An 18,665-nucleotide genomic window follows, 5' to 3' on the forward strand; every position below is an offset into this window, starting at 1 on the left:
GCCGGATAAGCTCTGGCTCCGATGGACACCGAAGCACAGCACACGGAGCGCGACCGTTCTTCCGTATCCCTTGCCGGACCGGACGAACGGTCGCGTTCCGTGCGTTTCCCCCGAGCCGTCGCCGGACAGGCCCTACGGCTGTCCTGGCGCCGGACGGGACAGATCGGTGCGGCGTGCGCCCTCTTCCTCTTTCTGGTCAGCACGTTCGTGGTGCAGCCGTTCCTGATTCCCAGCGGCTCGATGGAGCCCACGCTCCAGGTCGGGGACCGGGTGCTGGTCAACAAGCTCGCCTACCGCTTCGGTGCCGAGCCGGCCCGCGGCGACGTGGTCGTCTTCGACGGCACCGGATCCTTCGTCCAGGAGCCGCCCCAGCAGAATCCCGTGACCGGGCTGCTGCGGGGGGCGGCCGCGGCCCTCGGGCTCGCGGAGCCCGCCGAGACCGACTACGTGAAGCGCGTGATCGGTGTGGGCGGCGATCGTGTGACCTGCTGTGACAAGGGGAGCAGGCTCACGGTGAACGGCCGGGCGGTGCGGGAACGTTATCTGTATCGAGGGGACGCGCCTTCCCGTGTCCCCTTCGACATCGTCGTACCCCAGGGAACCCTGTGGGTGATGGGCGATCATCGCGGTAACTCGCGAGATTCCCGGGACCATCTCGGGGAGCCCGGCGGCGGCATGGTACCCGTCGACAAGGTCATCGGAAGGGCGGACTGGATCGGCTGGCCGCTGGGCCGCTGGTCCACGGTGGAGCCCACCGGTGCCTTCCGGGACGTACGAAGCCCGGAGGGCGCCCATGGGTAAGCGCGGACGTCAAGCGAGTCATGGTTCCGACACCAGACTGCCTACCGGCAGCCGGCCCACCACCGGCCGGCCGCTGCCGGGCCGGGCGGAGCGGCGCAAGCTCGCCCGTAAGGTCAAGCGGCGCCGTCAGCGGTCCGCCGCGAAGGAGATCCCGCTCCTCATCACCGTCGCGGTGCTGATCGCGCTGGTCCTCAAGACGTTCCTGGTGCAGGCGTTCGTGATCCCCTCGGGGTCGATGGAGCAGACGATCAGGATCAGTGACCGGGTCCTGGTGGACAAACTGACGCCCTGGTTCGGTTCGAAGCCTCAGCGCGGTGATGTCGTGGTCTTCGAGGACCCCGGCGGCTGGCTGGAGGACGAGCAGCCCAAGCCGGACAATTCCCCCGCCGTCGTCAAGCAGATCAAGACCGGGCTGACGGCCATCGGGCTGCTGCCGTCCGCCGACGAGCAGGATCTGATCAAGCGGGTCGTCGCGGTCGGCGGTGACACCGTCAAATGCTGTGACGCGAACGGCAAAGTCTCCGTCAACGGTGTACCTCTCACCGAGCCCTACCTGAACCCGGGGAACGTGCCCTCGACGATCCCCTTCGAGGTACGCGTACCGGCCGGGCGGGTCTTCGTGATGGGCGACCACCGGGCCAATTCGGCCGACTCCCGCTTCCATCTGCGGGAGAAGGACCAGGGTACGGTCGCGGAGGGCAGTGTCGTGGGCCGCGCGGTCGTGATCGCCTGGCCGCTCGACCACTGGACCACGCTGGAGCAGCGGCAGACCTACGCCTCGATCCCCGACCCGGTCGGCGCCCCGGCGACGGCGGGCGGACTGTCGAATAGTGTGTCTTCTCAGGATCAGGATCTGAATGGATTGATCCGGCTCCCGAGCCCTGCGGAACTCCCGCTCGTTATGGGAGTGGTGGGCCTGTTCCGAATCCGGGACGGGCGATCGCACGGAGTATTCGCACGGACTGAGGAGTGGATGTGGGGGATGTGGCGGTCGGCGCACGATCCGGACACGATGATCCCGAGGAGGGACACGAGCAGCTCGCCGAGTCGCCCGAAGCCGTGACCGACGAGATGAGTGATTCCCGGGGCGAGAGCCGGGGCGACGGTGGGTCCGAGGCCGGATCGGAGGCGAAGAAACCGCGCTCCTTCTGGAAGGAACTGCCTCTCCTGATCGTGATCGCGCTTGTTCTCGCGTTCTTGATCAAGGCCTTCCTGGTGCAGGCGTTCTCGATTCCCTCGGACTCGATGCAGAACACCTTGCAGCAGGGTGACCGGGTGCTGGTGGACAAGCTCACACCCTGGTTCGGCGCGGAGCCGAAGCGCGGCGAGGTCGTGGTCTTCGAGGATCCCGGCGGCTGGCTGGAGGGCACCCCGACCCCCCAGCCGAATGCGCTGCAGACGGTCCTCAGCACCATCGGGCTGATGCCGTCCGCCGAGGACAAGGACCTGATCAAGCGGGTCATCGCGGTCGGCGGCGACACAGTGGAGTGCAAGAAGGGCGGAAAGGTCGAGGTCAACGGGCAGGCGTTGAACGAGACCGATTACATCTACCCGGGCAACACCCCCTGTGACGACGAGCCGTTCGGGCCGATCACCGTGCCCAAGGGCAATCTCTGGGTGATGGGCGACCACCGGCAGAACTCGCTGGACTCCCGCTACCACCAGGAGCTGGCCGACCACGGCACGTTCCCCGCGGACAAGGTCGTCGGCCGCGCGATCGTCGTCGCCTGGCCGGTCAACCGCTGGTCCACGCTCCCGGTGCCCGACACCTTCGACCAGTCCGGGCTGAGTGCCGCCGCCTCGGCGGTCCCGGGTGCCGCTGCTGTTGCTCCCGGCGCCCTCGGTTTCGCCGGGGCGCTGCCGGTCGTGCTGTGGCGCAGGAGGAGGCTGACCCGGCGGCGTACCGCCGGGTAGGGTGCCGTCCCAGATCGTCGACCTCCGAGGATCTTTCTCCGGAGTGGGGGAGTACTGGGATGAGCGGGACCGGCAACGGGACTGAAGACGGGACCGGAAACGGGACCGAAGGTACGAACGGCGGCCGCGGCCGCCTCGGCGATGTGCTGTCGGGGCTGGTCGTGGCCGTCGGCTGTGTGCTCTTCCTCGGAGGCTTCGTCTGGGGGGCCGTCGAGTACCGGCCGTACACGGTGCCGACCAACTCGATGTCCCCGACGGTGAAGGCGGGCGACCGGGTGCTGGCGCAGCGGATATCCGGCGGCGACGTCCGGCGCGGGGACGTGGTGGTCTTCTCCGACAAGGAGTGGGCCGATATGCCGATGGTGAAGCGGGTGGTCGGGGTCGACGGCGACAAGGTCGCCTGCTGTGACGCGGACGGCCGGCTCACCGTCAACGGCAAGGCCGTCGAGGAGCCGTACGTGAAGGGGATGATCGGCGGGCGGGCCTCCACGGAGGACTTCGACGCGACCGTGCCCCAGGGGCAGCTGTTCATGCTCGGTGACGAGCGCAGCGGTTCGCTGGACTCGCGCACGCATCTGGCGGACCAGGCGCAGGGCGCGGTGCCGCGCTCGGCCGTGGACGCGCGGGTGGACGCCCTGGCCTGGCCGCTGGGCACCATGATCGACCGGCCGGAGGGCTTCGCGGCGCTGCCGGGTGGAGTGTCCGGTCCCGGGCCGGTGGGGCTGCTGGCCGGAGCGGTGGTGCTCGGAGCGCTGCTGATCCTGGGCGGGGCCGCGTACGGACCGGTCGCGGGATGGCTGTCCAGGCGGTCCCGGGCGGACCGGGAGGCGGGAGAGGAGGTCTCCGCGAGTGTCCGCCGAGGCTGAAGGCGCGCTGCCGGGGCCGGGTGGGGGCGCGCTGCGGAAGGTCGCGCGGGTGGTGCTGCTGGATCCCGAGGACCGGATTCTGCTGATGCACGGGTACGAGCCCGAGGACCCGGATGACACCTGGTGGTTCACGCCGGGCGGTGGTCTGGAGGGCGACGAGACCCGGGAGGAGGCCGCGCTCCGCGAACTCGCGGAGGAGACGGGGATCACACAGGTGGAGCTGGGGCCCGTGCTGTGGCGCCGGACCTGCTCCTTTCCGTTCGACGGGCGACGCTGGGACCAGGACGAGTGGTACTTCCTGGCACGTACGAGCCAGACCGGAACCTCTCCCGGCGGGCTCACCGAGCTTGAGCTGCGCAGTGTCGCGGGGATGAGGTGGTGGACCTCCGCCGAACTGTCGGCGGCGCGTGAGACGGTATATCCGACCAGGCTCGCCGAGCTGCTGCGTACGCTGCTCGACGAGGGTCCTCCGGACGCACCGGTGGTCCTCGCCCCCGAAAACGTCCAGGGGCGCGGGAGGCCGGAGCACAATGGGGGGACGTACGGCTGAAGGGGAACATTGCCATGAGCGCCGAGGACCTCGAGAAGTACGAGACCGAGATGGAGCTGAAGCTCTACCGGGAGTACCGCGATGTCGTCGGTCTGTTCAAATATGTGATCGAGACCGAGCGTCGCTTCTATCTCACCAATGACTACGAGATGCAGGTGCATTCCGTGCAGGGTGAGGTCTTCTTCGAGGTCACCATGGCGGACGCGTGGGTCTGGGACATGTACAGGCCGGCCAGGTTCGTCAAGCAGGTGCGGGTGCTCACGTTCAAGGACGTGAATATCGAGGAGCTGAACAAGAGCGATCTCGAACTGCCCGGCGGCTGAAGGACGTGAGCGGCGCTCCCCGGACGAGTGACCGGGTTGTCCACAACCGGTGAGTTATCCACCAAGATCCACTAGTGGTGGGCATACGCGTCAGAGTCGGTACCGGAGGTGGTGCCGAGATGAACGCGACGCGGGCACTGGGGCGGTTCGGCGAGGATCTCGCCGCGCGACTGCTGGCCGAGGCCGGACTGACCGTACTGGCCCGTAACTGGCGGTGCGGCAGGACCGGCGAGATCGACATCGTGGCCCGGGACCGAGACGCCCGGGGCGGGGACATGCTGGTCGTCTGCGAGGTGAAGACGCGCAGATCCGGTTCGTTCGAGCACCCGATGGCGGCGGTCACACCGGAGAAGGCGGACCGGCTGAGACGGCTCGCGGGCTGCTGGCTGGAGCGGTGCGGCGGCCCACCGCCCGGCGGAGTACGCATCGATCTGATCGGAGTGCTGCTGCCCCGGCGGGGCGCGCCCGTGGTCGAGCACGCCCGGGGGGTGGCCTGATGGGGTTCGCGCGCGCGTGCTCGGTGGCGCTGGTGGGCGTCGAAGGCGTGGTGGTCGAGGTCCAGGCGGACCTGGAGCCGGGTGTGGCCGCCTTCACGCTGGTGGGACTGCCGGACAAGAGCCTGGTGGAGAGCCGGCACCGGGTCAGGGCGGCCGTGGTGAACTCCGGCGCGGAGTGGCCGCAGAAGAAACTCACGGTGGGCCTGAGCCCCGCTTCCGTACCCAAGGGCGGCAGTGGGTTCGATCTCGCCGTGGCCGCCGCCGTGCTCGGCGCGGCGGAGCGTATCGACCCCGGAAAGATCGCCGATCTGGTGCTGATCGGGGAGTTGGGCCTGGACGGACGGGTCCGGCCGGTGCGCGGGGTGCTGCCGGCGGTGCTCGCGGCGGCCGAGGCGGGTTACCACCAGGTCGTCGTCCCCGAGCAGACCGCGGGCGAGGCGTCTCTGGTGCCCGGGGTGTCGGTCCTCGGGGTGCGCAGTCTGCGGCAGCTCATCGCCGTCCTGAGCGACGAGCCGGTGCCCGAGGAACCGCCGGGGCCCGTGACGGGGCGGCCCGACGCGATGCTGGCCGGGCTGATGGTGCCGGGCGCGGGGGTCGGCACCGGACTGGCCGCCGGCGTCGGGGGCGACGGGCACCGGCCGGACCTGGCCGACGTGGCCGGGCAGGCGGCGGCCCGTACGGCCCTGGAGGTGGCTGCCGCGGGCGGGCACCACCTGCTGCTCCACGGGCCGCCGGGCGCGGGCAAGACCATGCTGGCGGAGCGGCTTCCGGCGGTCCTGCCCTCACTGACCAGACAGGAATCCCTGGAGGTCACGGCGGTGCACTCGGTGGCGGGCATGCTGCCGCCGGGCGAGCCGCTCGTCCGTACCCCGCCCTACTGCGCACCGCACCACTCGGCGACCATGCAGTCACTGGTCGGCGGCGGGAACGGGATCCCGAGGCCGGGTGCGGTCTCGCTGGCACACCGCGGCGTACTTTTTCTGGACGAGGCTCCCGAATTCTCCGGCCGGGCGCTGGACGCCTTGCGGCAGCCACTGGAATCGGGGCATGTCGTGGTGGCCCGCAGCGCGGGGGTGGTCCGGCTGCCGGCGCGTTTCCTGATGATCCTGGCGGCCAACCCCTGTCCTTGTGGACGGCACACCCTGCACGGTGCGGGGTGCGAGTGCCCGCCCTCGGCGATCCGGCGCTACCAGTCACGGCTCTCCGGGCCGCTTCTCGACCGGGTCGATCTGCGGGTCGACGTCCAGCCCGTCGACCGAAGCGATCTGCTGGGACAGGGCGGCAGGGGCGAGTCGACGGCGGAGGTCGCCGCGCGGGTACGGGACGCCAGGCAGCGGTCGGCGGCCCGGCTGGAGGGCACGCCGTGGTCGGTCAACAGCGAGGTGCCGGGGCATGAGCTGCGGACCCGCTGGCTGGTCGCCCCCGGGGCGCTCGCGGCGGCCGAGCGCGACCTGGAGCGGGGCCTGCTCACCGCGCGCGGTCTGGACCGGGTACTGCGGGTGGCCTGGACCGTCGCGGATCTCGCCGGGCACGAGCGGCCGGAAGCGCGGGACGTGGCCCTGGCGCTGGAGCTGCGCACCGGTATCGCGCGCGGCGCCAGGGCCTCGGCGGGAGGAGTCTCATGACGCCCGGCGTCAGCTCGGAGGAGCGGCTGGCGCGGGCCGCGCTCACCCGGGTCCTCGAACCGGGTGACGAGCGGGGCGGACAGTGGCTGCGGCGGTTCGGCGCGGTCCGGCTGATGGCGCTGCTCACCTCGCCGGACGCCGGCCGGGAACAGCTCACCGATGTCCGTGAGCAGCGGCTCGGCGGCTACCGGATACGGGCGGTGGCGGCCGTTCCCGAGCGTGATCTGGCGGCGGTGGCCGAGGCCGGGGGCCGGTTCGTCTGCCCCGGTGACCGGGAGTGGCCCAGTCAGCTCGACGACCTGGGGGCGGCCCGGCCCATCGGGCTCTGGGTGCGGGGCCGCCCGGACCTGCGGATCTGGTCACTGCGCTCCGTCGCCGTCGTCGGGGCCAGGGCGTGTACCTCGTATGGGGCACATATGGCGGCGAATCTCGGCTCCGGTCTCGCCGAGCGCGGATGGGTGGTGACGTCCGGCGGGGCGTTCGGGGTGGACGGCGCGGCGCACCGCGGCGCGCTGGCGGCGGGCGGGGCCACCGTGGCCGTGCTCGCCTGTGGCGTCGATGTGGTCTATCCGCGCGGTCATGCCGAGTTGATCGGACGCATCGCCGAACAGGGACTGGTCATCGGTGAATTGCCGCCGGGCGATCACCCCACCCGCAGCAGATTCGTCCTCCGTAACCGCGTCATCGCCGCGCTCACCAGGGGAACGGTCGTGGTGGAGGCGGAGTACCGCAGCGGCTCCCTGGTCACGGCGCGCGCCGCCCAGCGGCTGGGCCGCTTCACCATGGGCGTTCCGGGGCCGGCCACCAGCGGACTCTCGGCCGGGGTCCACGAACTGCTGCGCGGCGAAGGCGCGCTGGTCACGGACGCCGCCGAAGTGATCGAGCTGGTGGGCGACATCGGTGACCTCGCCCCGCTCCGGCGCGGTCCCGTACTGCCCAGGGACCTGCTCGATCCGGTCAGCACACGGGTGCTGGAGGCGCTGCCCGCCCGGGGCGCCGCCGACGGCGGGCAGGTCGCGCGGGGTGCCGGCACGACGACGGACGAGGCGCTCGGCAAGCTGTACGAACTCCACTCGTTGGGGTTCGTCGAACGGCACGGCGACGGCTGGCAGTTGACGTCCCGGGCGACACCGGCGGGCACCGCGCGGCGAGGCGGTACTTGACCTGGGGCATTCGGGTGAAAAGGTGATGCCGATGACCTTCGTATCCCTCTCGGTGGTACCTCGGGGGCCGGCGCGGGCCGCGTCGGCCCCGGACTCCGGGGGCGGCCGACGGCGTCCGGCCGAGCGGGCGCGGGCGCCCGGTCCTCGCGTACCGCGACGCTCCAGTCACGCTACGCTCACCTGAATTCCGGCCCAGCCAGACGTCCTCCCGCACTTCACAGCAGAACGGCTCAAGGCGACGCATGCCCCAGCACACCTCCGGGTCCGACCGCGCGGCAGCGCCCCCCGCTGCCCGGGGCGCCGTGCGGCCCGCCGCGCCCTCGTCGCTCGACGAGCTGTGGCGGTCGTACAAGACCACGGGCGACGAGCGGTTGCGCGAGCAGTTGATCCTGCACTACTCGCCGCTGGTGAAGTACGTCGCGGGCCGGGTGAGTGTGGGGCTGCCGTCCAACGTCGAGCAGGCGGACTTCGTCTCCTCCGGGGTTTTTGGCCTGATCGACGCGATCGAGAAGTTCGACATCGCGCGGTCGATCAAGTTCGAGACGTACGCGATCACCCGTATCCGCGGCGCGATGATCGACGAACTCAGGGCCCTGGACTGGATTCCGCGCTCGGTGCGGCAGAAGGCGCGGGCCGTCGAGCGCGCCTACGCCACGCTGGAGGCGCAGTTGCGGCGCACGCCCTCGGAGGGTGAGGTCGCCGCCGAGATGGGCATCGCCCTGGAAGAACTGCACGCGGTTTTCAGCCAGTTGTCGCTGGCGAACGTGGTGGCGCTGGAGGAACTGCTGCATGTCGGCGGGGAGGGCGGCGACCGGCTCAGCCTGATGGACACCCTGGAGGACACCGCCGCCGACAATCCGGTGGAGGTGGCCGAGGACCGCGAGCTGCGGCGGCTGCTGGCCCGCGCCATCAACACACTCCCGGACCGGGAGAAGACCGTCGTCACGCTGTACTACTACGAAGGACTCACCCTCGCCGAGATCGGCAATGTCCTTGGCGTGACGGAGAGCCGGGTCAGTCAGATCCACACAAAGTCCGTGCTCCAGCTGCGGGCCAAGCTGGCCGACGTCGGACGCTGACGCTGTGTTCGCGCCGCCCCGTCCGTAGAGTGGAGGCGTGCCCAGGATTCGAGCGGCCTCCGTGGCCGAGCACCGGACCATGCAACGCGGCGCTCTGCTGGACGCCGCGCGCTCCCTGCTGTCCGAAGGCGGTACGGAAGCGCTGACGTTCCCCGCGCTCGCCGAACGCACGGGCCTCGCCAGATCCTCCGTCTATGAGTATTTCCGCTCGCGCGCCGCCGTCGTCGAGGAGTTGTGCGTCGTCGACTTCCCGGTCTGGGCGGCGGAGGTCGAGGCGGCCATGGCCGGAGCGGATACGCCCGAGGCCAAGGTCGAGGCCTACGTACGGCAGCAACTCGAGCTGGTCGGCGACCGGCGGCACCGCGCCGTCGTGGCCATCTCCGCAGGCGAGTTGGACGCCGGCGCCCGCGAGAAGATCCGCGCCGCGCACGGCGGGCTGATCGCCATGATCGTGGAAGCCCTCGGCGAACTGGGCCACGAGCAGCCCCGGCTCGCCGCGATGCTGCTCCAGGGCGTCGTCGACGCGGCGGTCCGGCGTATCGAACTCGGCGCGGCCGAGGCACCGCCGGAGATCGCCGAGGCGGCGGTGTCCATGGCGCTGCGAGGCGTACGGGGCTGAGCCGCCGCAGCTCCCGGTCCCGGCGCCGCCCGCTCCCGCGCCGGGTGAGCCAGGTGAACGACGGGCCCCGGTCGTGCGCGCGTCGCCACACGCGCCCCCGGTGACCGGCCTATGTCCGGCGACCCGCTCGGCGGCATCCGGTCCGGTGCGCCCAGACCGCCACCGTCAACAGAGCCAGGGCGTGAAGCGCGGTGCCGGCCGCTGACGCGGTGGCCGGCGTCGGTGCGCGTGGTGGCGACGGCGTCCTGACCGACGGTGTCATGACCGCGGCCGGCTCTGGTACGCCGTGGACCGGGAGGAGCCGGGACGGACCTCGCCGGAGCAGTTCCGGGGGCAGCAGCGACAGCGGATCCAGATAGGTCTCGCCCCGCAGCAGGCCCCAGTGCAGACAACTCGCCGGGCAGTGGGACGAGGCGGCCGACGCCCGCGTCCCCACCACTTGGCCCGCTGTCACCTCGTCCCCCTTGGCGACCAGCGGCTCCACCGGCTCGTAGGTGATCCGCAGGGGCGGGGTCCCCGTGCCCGGCAGCGTGATCGACAGCACGCCGCGGCCCGCCACCCGGCCCGCGTGGGAGACCTGGCCCGAGGCCGCGGCCCGTACCGAGGTGCCCGGGGCGGCGGCGAGATCCACGCCGCGGTGACCAGGACCGTACGCGGAGAGCGGCGGCTCCCAGCCGCGCAGCACCACCGGGCGCACTCCCACCGGCCAGACCCGGCGGCCGTCCGGGCCGACGGCCGCGTCCACCGCCCCGGCGGTGGACGTACCGAACAGCGTCAGAGCGAGTGGAGCGAGCGCGAAGAGGAGAACGGGGAGGCTTCCCGTGCGTGGGAAGAGCGATCGGAACAATGACGCGAGAAGGGTGAGCGAAGCGATACGGGCAGTGATCATGCGTACAGCGTCGCCCGGATCGACCCAACCGCGCTGATCATGACCCGGTTCTGTGGAGTACCGACCGGTTGTGGACAACGCCGTCACCCGGGGGTGCGAAGGTCCCGTACACTTCTTGTGGCGATCCGGGTCACCGGGTCGACTTCGCACGCCCCGCCATCGGCCCCTTCGAGCCGATGCTCGCGCTTCTCGGTCCTTCGTGGCACAGCGCACCGGGGCGTCAGGCGCGACTGCCGTCCGGCGGACGCGACAACCGAGTACCTCAAGGAGTACGGCCATGGCCGTCGTCACGATGCGGGAGCTGCTGGAAAGCGGCGTCCACTTCGGTCACCAGACCCGCCGTTGGAACCCGAAGATGAAGCGCTTCATCTTCACCGAGCGCAACGGCATTTACATCATCGACCTGCTCCAGTCGCTGTCGTACATCGACCGCGCCTACGAGTTCGTCAAGGAGACCGTCGCCCACGGCGGCTCCATCATGTTCGTCGGTACGAAGAAGCAGGCCCAGGAAGCGATCGCCGAGCAGGCGACGCGCGTGGGCATGCCCTACGTCAACCAGCGCTGGCTGGGCGGCATGCTCACCAACTTCTCCACCGTCTACAAGCGCCTTCAGCGTCTGAAGGAGCTCGAGCTCATCGACTTCGAGGATGTGGCCGCCTCCGGCCTCACCAAGAAGGAGCTTCTGGTCCTCTCCCGCGAGAAGGCCAAGCTGGAGAAGACCCTCGGTGGTATCCGCGAGATGCAGAAGGTGCCCAGCGCCGTCTGGATCGTCGACACCAAGAAGGAGCACATCGCCGTCGGTGAGGCGCGCAAGCTCCACATCCCGGTCGTCGCGATCCTCGACACCAACTGCGACCCCGACGAGGTCGACTACAAGATCCCGGGCAACGACGACGCGATCCGCTCCGTCACCCTGCTCACCCGCGTGATCGCCGACGCCGTCGCCGAGGGCCTCATCGCCCGCTCCGGTGTCGCCACCGGTGACTCGAAGCCGGGCGAGAAGGCCGCCGGCGAGCCCCTCGCCGAGTGGGAGCGCGACCTGCTCGAGGGCGAGAAGAAGGACGACGCCGAGGCCGAGAAGCCCGCCGAGGCCCAGACCGAGGCGCCCGCCGAGGCCGAGGCCGAGGTCCAGACCTCCGCCGAGACGGAGAAGGTCGCCGACGCCGAGCAGGCCGAGGCGCCCGCCGAGGCCGCTGCCCCGGCCGAGGACACCGAGCAGGCCTGACCTTCACAGGTTCGGTAGTTGACGGCGGGGGCCCACCGGCCCCCGCCGTTCACCCGTAGATCCCTCAGACCGTCGAGAGAGAATTACAGATCATGGCGAACTACACCGCCGCTGACGTCAAGAAGCTCCGCGAGCTCACCGGCGCCGGCATGATGGACTGCAAGAAGGCGCTGGACGAGGCCGACGGCAACGTCGACAAGGCCGTCGAGCTGCTCCGCGTCAAGGGCCAGAAGGGCGTCGCCAAGCGCGAAGGCCGTTCGGCCGAGAACGGCGCTGTCGTCTCCCTCATCTCCGAGGACAAGACCTCCGGCGTTCTGCTGGAGCTGAAGTGCGAGACGGACTTCGTCGCCAAGGGTGACAAGTTCCAGGCCGTCGCCAACACCCTCGCCGCGCACGTCGCGGCGACCTCCCCGGCCGACCTCCCGGCGCTGCTTGCCTCCGAGATCGAGGCCGGCAAGACCGTGCAGGCGTACGTCGACGAGGCCAACGCCAACCTCGGCGAGAAGATCGTCCTGGACCGCTTCGCGCAGTTCACCGGCGGTTACGTGGCCGCGTACATGCACCGCACCATGCCCGACCTCCCGCCGCAGGTCGGCGTCCTGGTCGAGCTGGACAAGGAGAGCGCCGAGGTCGCCAAGGACGTCGCGCAGCACATCGCCGCCTTCGCCCCGAAGTACCTCAACCGCGACGAGGTCCCGGCCGAGACGGTCGAGAACGAGCGCCGCGTCGCCGAGGCGACCTCCCGCGAGGAGGGCAAGCCCGAGGCCGCCCTTCCGAAGATCGTCGAGGGGCGCGTCAACGGCTTCTTCAAGGACGTCGTCGTCACGGAGCAGGCGTTCGCCAAGGACAACAAGAAGTCCGTCCAGAAGGTTCTGGACGAGGCCGGTGTCGCCCTGACGCGCTTCGCGCGCATCAAGGTCGGCGTCTGAGTCCGTACGCGATCAACCAAAGACCCCGATAGGGTCTGACGCAGTCGTCCGCGTACGCGCCGGGCGATCGCAGATCTGACGAGGAGGCCATTGCCGCACTGGGAACCGCAAGGACCCCCGGCAATGGCCTTCTTCGTATGTGCACGAGGAGATCTCCATGGAACAGGCCGATACAAGCGACGACGGCAAGAAGCCCGTTGACCTGAGGGCCGACGACGCCAAGAAGCACGGCCGCGTCATGCTGAAGCTGTCCGGTGAGGCGTTCGCCGGCCGGGGCGCGCTCGGAGTCGACCCCGACGTCGTCCACGCCATCGCCCGCGAGATCGCCGCCGTCGTCCGGGACGGCGCCCAGATCGCGGTCGTGATCGGCGGCGGTAACTTCTTCCGCGGCGCCGAACTCCAGCAGCGCGGCATGGACCGGGCACGCTCCGACTACATGGGCATGCTCGGTACGGTCATGAACTGCCTGGCCCTCCAGGACTTCCTGGAGAAGGAAGGCATCGATTCCCGCGTCCAGACCGCCATCACCATGGGCCAGGTCGCGGAGCCCTACATCCCGCTGCGCGCCGTACGCCACCTGGAGAAGGGCCGCGTCGTCATCTTCGGCGCCGGCATGGGCATGCCGTACTTCTCCACCGACACCACGGCGGCCCAGCGTGCGCTGGAGATCGATGCCGAGGTCCTGCTGATGGGGAAGAACGGGGTGGACGGGGTCTACGACTCCGACCCCAAGACCAACCCGGGAGCGGTCAAGTTCGACGCCCTGGAGTACAGCGAGGTGATCGGCCGCGACCTGCGCGTCGCCGACATGACCGCCATCACGCTGTGCCAGGACAACAAGCTGCCGATCCTCGTCTTCGAATTGCTGACCGAGGGCAATATCGCGCGCGCGGTCAATGGTGAGAAGATCGGCACGCTCGTGAGCGACCAGGGGACCCGGAACTGATCCGGTGATCCGGGACCGATCCGGTGGCCCCGGGACCGATCCGGGGTGGCCCCGTACGGGGATGGACAAAGGCCTGCCGGTCGGACACCGTGCAGGAGAAGACGCGACGCAGGATCCGCCGGCCTATGAGCACGCCGGGCCCATCAAGACACGCAGGAGCAAGTGGTGATCGAAGAGACCCTCCTCGAGGCCGAGGAGAAGATGGAGAAGGCCGTCCTGGTCGCCAAAGAGGACTTCGCCGCGATCCGCACCGGACGCGCGCACCCGGCGATGTTCAACAAGATCGTGGCGGACTACTACGGTGCCCTGACCCCGATCAATCAGCTGGCGTCGTTCTCCGTGCCCGAGGCGCGGATGGCCGTGGTGACCCCGTTCGACAAGAGCGCGCTGCGCAATATCGAGCAGGCCATCCGGGACTCCGACCTCGGCGTCAACCCGAGCAACGACGGCAACATCATCCGGGTGGTTTTCCCGGAGCTGACCCAGGACCGCCGCAAGGAGTTCATCAAGGTCGCCAAGACCAAGGCCGAGGACTCGAAGATCTCGATCCGCGCCGTCCGCCGCAAGGCCAAGGAGACCATCGACAAGATGGTCAAGGACGGCGAGGTCGGCGAGGACGAGGGCCGCCGCGCGGAGAAGGAGCTCGACGACACCACCGCGAAGTATGTCGCGCAGGTCGACGAGCTGCTCAAGCACAAGGAAGCCGAGCTGCTCGAGGTCTGATGAACGACTCTTCCCGGGGGGCCCCGCCGACAGCTGGTTACTGGGGACCGTACGACCAGGGGGCTGCCCCGGCGGGTCCTGCCTACGATGGGCATGCCGCACAGCAGACTCGCCCCATGCCCATCGTGCCCGACGGACCCGCCGACGGCGGGGACCAGGACGACGACCGGGGGGCTGCTCGGCCGGGCGGCCCCCTGTTCCGCGACGAGACTCCGCAGGAGCCCATGGCCGCCCCTCCGCCGCCCCCGCCGAAGAAGCGGGCCGGCCGTGACCTGCCCGCGGCCATAGGGGTCGGAGTCGGCCTCGGCGCGGTGGTCGCGGCTTCGCTCTTCATCGTCAAGGCCGTGTTCATCGGCGTCATAGCGATCGCCGTGGTGATCGGACTGTGGGAGCTGACCTCGCGGCTCTACGAGAAGAAGGGCATCAAGGCCCCGCTCGTACCGCTGGCCGTCGGCGGCGCCGCGATGGTCGTCGCCGGATACGCGCGGGGAGCGGAGGGCGCCTGGGTCGCGATGGCCCTCACCGCGCTCGCGGTACTGATCTGGCGGATGACGGAACCACCCGAGGGCTACCTCAAGGACGTCACCGCCGGCGTCTTCGCCGCGTTCTACGTACCGTTCCTGGCCACCTTCGTCGCGATGATGCTCACCGCGCACGACGGTCCGGAGCGAGTGCTGATGTTCCTCCTGCTGACGGTGGTCAGCGACACCGGCGCGTACGCGGTCGGCTGGCGCTTCGGCACGCACAAACTCGCGCCGCGCATCAGCCCCGGCAAGACCCGCGAAGGGCTGGGCGGAGCCATCGCCTTCGCGATGGTCGCCGGCGCGCTCTGCATGGAATTCCTGATCGAGGACGGGGCCTGGTGGCAGGGACTGCTGCTCGGCCTCGCGGTCGCGGCCAGTGCCACGCTCGGTGACCTCGGCGAGTCGATGATCAAGCGGGACCTCGGCATCAAGGACATGGGCACCCTGCTGCCGGGCCACGGCGGCATCATGGACCGGCTGGACTCCCTGCTGCCCACGGCTCCGGTGGTCTGGCTGCTGCTGGTGGTCTTCGTAGGCTCCTGACCAGCCGATGTGTCGCGCGGGGGTTCGTTGTCCACAGGGCAGCGGGCCCCCTTCGTACGATCCGTAAGATCCGTACGATCCAGGTTCGGTACGAAGCGGAGCCAGGAAGCGAGGCGTCACATGGCCGGTGCGCATCCGATCGAGCCAGGAACCACGGGGGAGTCCGCGCCGCAGCGCGTCTGGTACACCTCATACGGCTCCAACACGCACCTTGACCGGCTTGCCTGCTACATCAAGGGTGGCCGGCCGTCCGGCGCCGGCAGGACATACCCGGGGTGCCGGGACCGGCGCATGCCCAGTCGGTCCGTTCCTGTGGAGCTGAGGGGCGCCCTCTACTTCGCCACGGAGTCGCCGGTCTGGGGCGGCGGGCGAGCCTTCTACGACCCAGAACCGGACGGGCGGGTCTATGCCCGCGCCCACCTTGTCTCGTCGGCGCAGTTCGCGGACATCGCGGCTCAGGAGATGTACAGGAGCCCGGGTGAGGACCTCGATCTCAGCGAGGTGCTCACATCGGGCGTCGCAAGGCTGGGGACCGGACGGTACGAGACGCTCGTGTGTGCGGGGCAGATGGACGGGCTGCCCGTCCTCACCTTCACCGCCCCTTGGGGGGTGGACGACGTGGCCTCGGTTCCTCCCTCTCGCGCCTACGTGCGTTTCCTCGCCTCCGGCTTGCTTGAGGCGGGGGCCTGGGACGCGGAGGTCGTGGCGGCCTACGTCGCCGCGTCGCGGGGGGCCGCCGGCCATTGGCCGGAACAGGCGATCCGGGACCTGATCGCGGAGTGATCCGCAGCTCATTCGCCCTGAGCGGCGATGCCGGCCGGGCCGTCCGCGGGCCGTCCGGGCGGGGCCGACGATGACCACTGACGACCGCTGACGACCCTACGGATCCACTGCCAAGCTGGTCACTGCGCGGGGTCTGCGACACTGGACGGACCATGCCTGTACCCGGAGAACTCACTTTCGTCGCGCCCCGCGGAGCCAAGAAGCCCCCGCGGCATCTCGCCGACCTCACGCCCACCGAACGCCGCGAGGCCGTCGCCGCGATCGGCGAGAAGGCGTTCCGCGCCAAGCAGCTGTCACAGCACTACTTCGCGCGCTACGCACACGACCCCGAGCAGTGGACCGACATCCCGGCCGCCGCACGCCAGAAGCTGGCGACGGAGCTGCTGCCCGACCTGATGTCGGTGGTACGGCACATCTCCTGCGACGACGACGCCACCCGTAAGACGCTCTGGCGGCTGCACGACGGGACCCTCGTCGAGTCCGTGCTGATGCGCTATCCGGACCGGGTCACGATGTGTATCTCGTCCCAGGCGGGCTGCGGGATGAACTGCCCGTTCTGCGCCACCGGACAGGCCGGTCTGGACCGTAATCTGTCCACCGCCGAGATCGTGCACCAGATCGTCGACAGCATGCGCGCCCTGCGCGACGGAGAGGTCCCGGGCGGTCCTTCCCGGCTGTCCAACATCGTCTTCATGGGCATGGGCGAGCCGCTCGCCAACTACAACCGGGTGGTCGGGGCGATCCGCCGGCTCACCGACCCCGAGCCCGACGGCCTGGGCCTCTCGCAGCGCGGGATCACCGTCTCGACGGTCGGTCTGGTGCCGGCGATGCTGCGCTTCGCGGACGAGGGCTTCAAGTGCCGGCTCGCGGTCTCCCTGCACGCGCCCGACGACGAGCTGCGCGACACGCTCGTCCCGGTCAACACGCGCTGGAAGGTCCGCGAAGTGCTGGACGCCGCCTGGGAGTACGCGGAGAAGTCCGGCCGCCGGGTCTCCATCGAGTACGCCCTGATCCGGGACATCAACGACCAGGCCTGGCGCGGCGACCGGCTGGGCCGACTGCTCAAGGGCAAGCGGGTGCACGTCAATCTGATCCCGCTCAACCCGACGCCCGGCTCGAAGTGGACGGCCTCGCGGCCCGAGGACGAGAAGGCGTTCGTCGACGCGATCGCGGCGCACGGCGTGCCGGTGACCGTACGGGACACCCGCGGCCAGGAGATCGACGGAGCGTGCGGACAGCTGGCGGCGTCCGAGCGCTGAGGGACCGAAGTTCGAGACGCTGAAGGTGGCGAGGCCGAAAAAGGCCCTCCATGTACTCTGGGTTCGAACGCATTACATATTTCCGACAGGGGAGCGCCACAGCGCTGAGAGTGCGGCACATGTCCGTGAGAGCGGGCAGCGGCCGCAGACCCTCTGAACCTTGCCCAGGTCATTCTGGGTAGGAAGTTCGGTCATCACTCAAGCTGTTGCGCCCTGCCCGCGGCCCGTTCCGTACGGACCCGGGCAGGGCCGCGTCTTCTCCTGGATATCCCAGGAGGAAATCAGTGAGCACCACCAGCATCAGACGGATGGCGGTCGGCGCGGTCGCCGCCGTCCTCGGTGTCCCGACGCTCGCCGCCTGCGGCGGTTCCGGGGCGTCCGACGACAGCGGTTCCGGGTCCAGGACCGTCACCCTCGTCAGCCATGACTCGTTCGCGGCCTCCCCTTCCGTACTGAAGGCGTTCACCCAGCAGACCGGCTACAAGGTCACGGTGCTGAAGAGCGGCGACGCCGGCGCGGCGCTCAACAAGGAGATCCTGACCAAGGGTTCGCCGCAGGGCGATGTCTTCTTCGGCGTCGACAACACCCTGCTCTCGCGCGCCCTCGACAACGGTCTCTTCACGCCGTACCGGGCGAAGGGACTCGACCAGGTCGAGGCCGGTGCGCAGCTCGACAAGGACAAGCACCGGGTCACCCCGATCGACACCGGCGACCTCTGCGTCAACTACGACAAGAAGTACTTCGCGGACAAGAAGCTCGCGCCGCCCCGGTCCTTCGACGACCTGGTCAAGCCCCAGTACAAGAACCTGCTCGTCACCGAGAACGCCGCGACGTCCTCGCCGGGCCTCGGTTTCCTCCTCGGTACGGTCGCGCGGTACGGCGACGACGGCTGGCAGGCGTACTGGAAGAAGCTGAAGGCCAACGGCGTCCAGGTCGTCGACAGCTGGGAGCAGGCCTACAACGAGAACTTCTCCGGCTCCGCGGGCGGCAGGAAGGCCAAGGCGGACCGGCCGCTCGTCGTCTCGTACGCCTCCAGCCCCCCGGTCGAGGTGCTCTACGCGAAGCCACGGCCGAAGGAGGCCCCGACCGGAGTCTCGACCGGCACCTGCTTCCGGCAGACCGAGTTCGCCGGGCTGCTGGACGGCGCGAAGAACGAGGCCGGCGGCAAGGCCCTGCTGGACTTCCTGATCAGTAAGAAGTTCCAGGCGGACATGCCGCTGAACATGTTCGTGAACCCGGTGGTCAAGGACGTCCCGCTGCCCGAGCTGTTCACCACGTTCGGCGCGACCGTCGACAAGCCGGAGACCGTGGCGCCCGACAGGATCGCCGCCAACCGTGAGCAGTGGATCCAGTCGTGGACCTCACTCGTCGTGAAGTAGCCGACGCCAAGGCGCCGGTCGGGCGGCC

Annotated in this window: 19 protein-coding genes, 1 pseudogene and 1 riboswitch; of the genes and pseudogenes, 19 read left to right on the plus strand and 1 reads right to left on the minus strand. The window is 69.9% G+C overall.

The features are described 5' to 3' along the window. Positions 1 to 21 precede the first annotated feature (21 nt). From lepB (ACIQD6_RS30830) to ACIQD6_RS30880, 11 genes and pseudogenes are all read left to right on the plus strand, one after another. Positions 22 to 801, plus strand: coding sequence for a signal peptidase I (lepB, locus tag ACIQD6_RS30830; protein ID WP_401888766.1), 780 nt, complete (start codon positions 22 to 24; stop codon positions 799 to 801). Then, positions 794 to 1,814 (plus strand): annotated as a pseudogene (gene lepB / locus ACIQD6_RS30835) (signal peptidase I); the annotation flags it as partial. The gene lepB (ACIQD6_RS30830) and the pseudogene lepB (ACIQD6_RS30835), both read left to right, overlap by 8 nt. 58 nt (positions 1,815 to 1,872) lie before the next feature. Beyond that, entirely contained in the window at positions 1,873 to 2,715 is an 843-nt protein-coding gene (gene lepB, locus ACIQD6_RS30840; protein WP_401888872.1) for a signal peptidase I, read from the plus strand. A 59-nt stretch (positions 2,716 to 2,774) separates the two neighbouring features. Next, entirely contained in the window at positions 2,775 to 3,581 is an 807-nt protein-coding gene (gene lepB, locus ACIQD6_RS30845) for a signal peptidase I (protein ID WP_401888768.1), read from the plus strand. Further along, positions 3,565 to 4,131 carry an NUDIX hydrolase gene (locus ACIQD6_RS30850; protein WP_401888770.1) on the plus strand — a complete coding sequence of 189 codons (567 nt, stop codon included), beginning with the start codon at positions 3,565 to 3,567 and terminating at the stop codon, positions 4,129 to 4,131. Before lepB (ACIQD6_RS30845) ends, ACIQD6_RS30850 begins: the two co-directional genes overlap by 17 nt. 14 nt (positions 4,132 to 4,145) lie before the next feature. Further along, positions 4,146 to 4,454: a DUF2469 domain-containing protein gene (locus ACIQD6_RS30855; RefSeq protein ID WP_014675276.1), complete on the plus strand. Its 309-nt coding sequence runs from the start codon at positions 4,146 to 4,148 to the stop codon at positions 4,452 to 4,454. Positions 4,455 to 4,573: 119 nt separating this feature from the next. After that, the gene (locus tag ACIQD6_RS30860; RefSeq protein WP_401888772.1) at positions 4,574 to 4,951 is read left to right on the plus strand and encodes a YraN family protein; all 378 of its coding nucleotides are present in this window, start codon (positions 4,574 to 4,576) and stop codon (positions 4,949 to 4,951) included. Next, entirely contained in the window at positions 4,951 to 6,576 is a 1,626-nt protein-coding gene (locus tag ACIQD6_RS30865; RefSeq protein ID WP_401888774.1) for a YifB family Mg chelatase-like AAA ATPase, read from the plus strand. Before ACIQD6_RS30860 ends, ACIQD6_RS30865 begins: the two co-directional genes overlap by 1 nt. Then, on the plus strand, positions 6,573 to 7,739 hold the full coding sequence (dprA, locus tag ACIQD6_RS30870) for a DNA-processing protein DprA (protein WP_401888777.1): 1,167 nt from the start codon (positions 6,573 to 6,575) through the stop codon (positions 7,737 to 7,739). The genes ACIQD6_RS30865 and dprA overlap by 4 nt, the downstream gene beginning before the upstream one ends. A 242-nt stretch (positions 7,740 to 7,981) precedes the next feature. After that, the gene (gene whiG / locus ACIQD6_RS30875; RefSeq protein ID WP_401888780.1) at positions 7,982 to 8,818 is read left to right on the plus strand and encodes an RNA polymerase sigma factor WhiG; all 837 of its coding nucleotides are present in this window, start codon (positions 7,982 to 7,984) and stop codon (positions 8,816 to 8,818) included. A 61-nt stretch (positions 8,819 to 8,879) separates the two neighbouring features. Then, the gene (locus ACIQD6_RS30880; RefSeq protein ID WP_401888874.1) at positions 8,880 to 9,437 is read left to right on the plus strand and encodes a TetR/AcrR family transcriptional regulator; all 558 of its coding nucleotides are present in this window, start codon (positions 8,880 to 8,882) and stop codon (positions 9,435 to 9,437) included. A gap of 109 nt (positions 9,438 to 9,546) precedes the next feature. Here ACIQD6_RS30880 and ACIQD6_RS30885 read toward each other — a convergent pair whose 3' ends face one another. Then, positions 9,547 to 10,326 carry a peptidoglycan DD-metalloendopeptidase family protein gene (locus ACIQD6_RS30885; RefSeq protein ID WP_401888783.1) on the minus strand — a complete coding sequence of 260 codons (780 nt, stop codon included), beginning with the start codon at positions 10,324 to 10,326 and terminating at the stop codon, positions 9,547 to 9,549. A gap of 277 nt (positions 10,327 to 10,603) precedes the next feature. On the opposite strand from ACIQD6_RS30885, the gene rpsB reads away from it, so the two are divergent. The 8 genes from rpsB to ACIQD6_RS30925 all read left to right on the plus strand — a co-directional run bounded on the left by rpsB (position 10,604) and on the right by ACIQD6_RS30925 (position 18,637). After that, positions 10,604 to 11,551 carry a 30S ribosomal protein S2 gene (gene rpsB / locus ACIQD6_RS30890; RefSeq protein ID WP_401888786.1) on the plus strand — a complete coding sequence of 316 codons (948 nt, stop codon included), beginning with the start codon at positions 10,604 to 10,606 and terminating at the stop codon, positions 11,549 to 11,551. Positions 11,552 to 11,643: 92 nt separating this feature from the next. Continuing rightward, entirely contained in the window at positions 11,644 to 12,480 is an 837-nt protein-coding gene (tsf, locus tag ACIQD6_RS30895; RefSeq protein WP_401888788.1) for a translation elongation factor Ts, read from the plus strand. A gap of 157 nt (positions 12,481 to 12,637) precedes the next feature. After that, positions 12,638 to 13,426: a UMP kinase gene (gene pyrH / locus ACIQD6_RS30900; protein WP_401888790.1), complete on the plus strand. Its 789-nt coding sequence runs from the start codon at positions 12,638 to 12,640 to the stop codon at positions 13,424 to 13,426. Between the two features lie 165 nt (positions 13,427 to 13,591). Further along, the gene (gene frr / locus ACIQD6_RS30905; RefSeq protein WP_401888793.1) at positions 13,592 to 14,149 is read left to right on the plus strand and encodes a ribosome recycling factor; all 558 of its coding nucleotides are present in this window, start codon (positions 13,592 to 13,594) and stop codon (positions 14,147 to 14,149) included. Beyond that, positions 14,149 to 15,216, plus strand: a complete 1,068-nt coding sequence (locus ACIQD6_RS30910) for a phosphatidate cytidylyltransferase (protein WP_401888796.1) — start codon at positions 14,149 to 14,151, stop codon at positions 15,214 to 15,216. Before frr ends, ACIQD6_RS30910 begins: the two co-directional genes overlap by 1 nt. A 291-nt stretch (positions 15,217 to 15,507) precedes the next feature. After that, positions 15,508 to 15,999: a histone deacetylase gene (locus ACIQD6_RS30915; protein ID WP_401888798.1), complete on the plus strand. Its 492-nt coding sequence runs from the start codon at positions 15,508 to 15,510 to the stop codon at positions 15,997 to 15,999. Between the two features lie 152 nt (positions 16,000 to 16,151). After that, positions 16,152 to 17,258 (plus strand): 23S rRNA (adenine(2503)-C(2))-methyltransferase RlmN, encoded by a 1,107-nt coding sequence (rlmN, locus tag ACIQD6_RS30920; RefSeq protein ID WP_401888801.1) that lies wholly within the window; start codon positions 16,152 to 16,154, stop codon positions 17,256 to 17,258. Between the two features lie 77 nt (positions 17,259 to 17,335). After that, positions 17,336 to 17,461, plus strand: a riboswitch (TPP riboswitch). A gap of 105 nt (positions 17,462 to 17,566) precedes the next feature. Next, positions 17,567 to 18,637 carry a thiamine ABC transporter substrate binding subunit gene (locus ACIQD6_RS30925; RefSeq protein ID WP_401888876.1) on the plus strand — a complete coding sequence of 357 codons (1,071 nt, stop codon included), beginning with the start codon at positions 17,567 to 17,569 and terminating at the stop codon, positions 18,635 to 18,637. The last annotated feature ends 28 nt before the right edge of the window (positions 18,638 to 18,665 follow it).

This window comes from Streptomyces sp. NPDC088400 (assembly GCF_044753355.1).
In the GTDB taxonomy this organism is placed as follows: Bacteria; Actinomycetota; Actinomycetes; order Streptomycetales; family Streptomycetaceae; genus Streptomyces.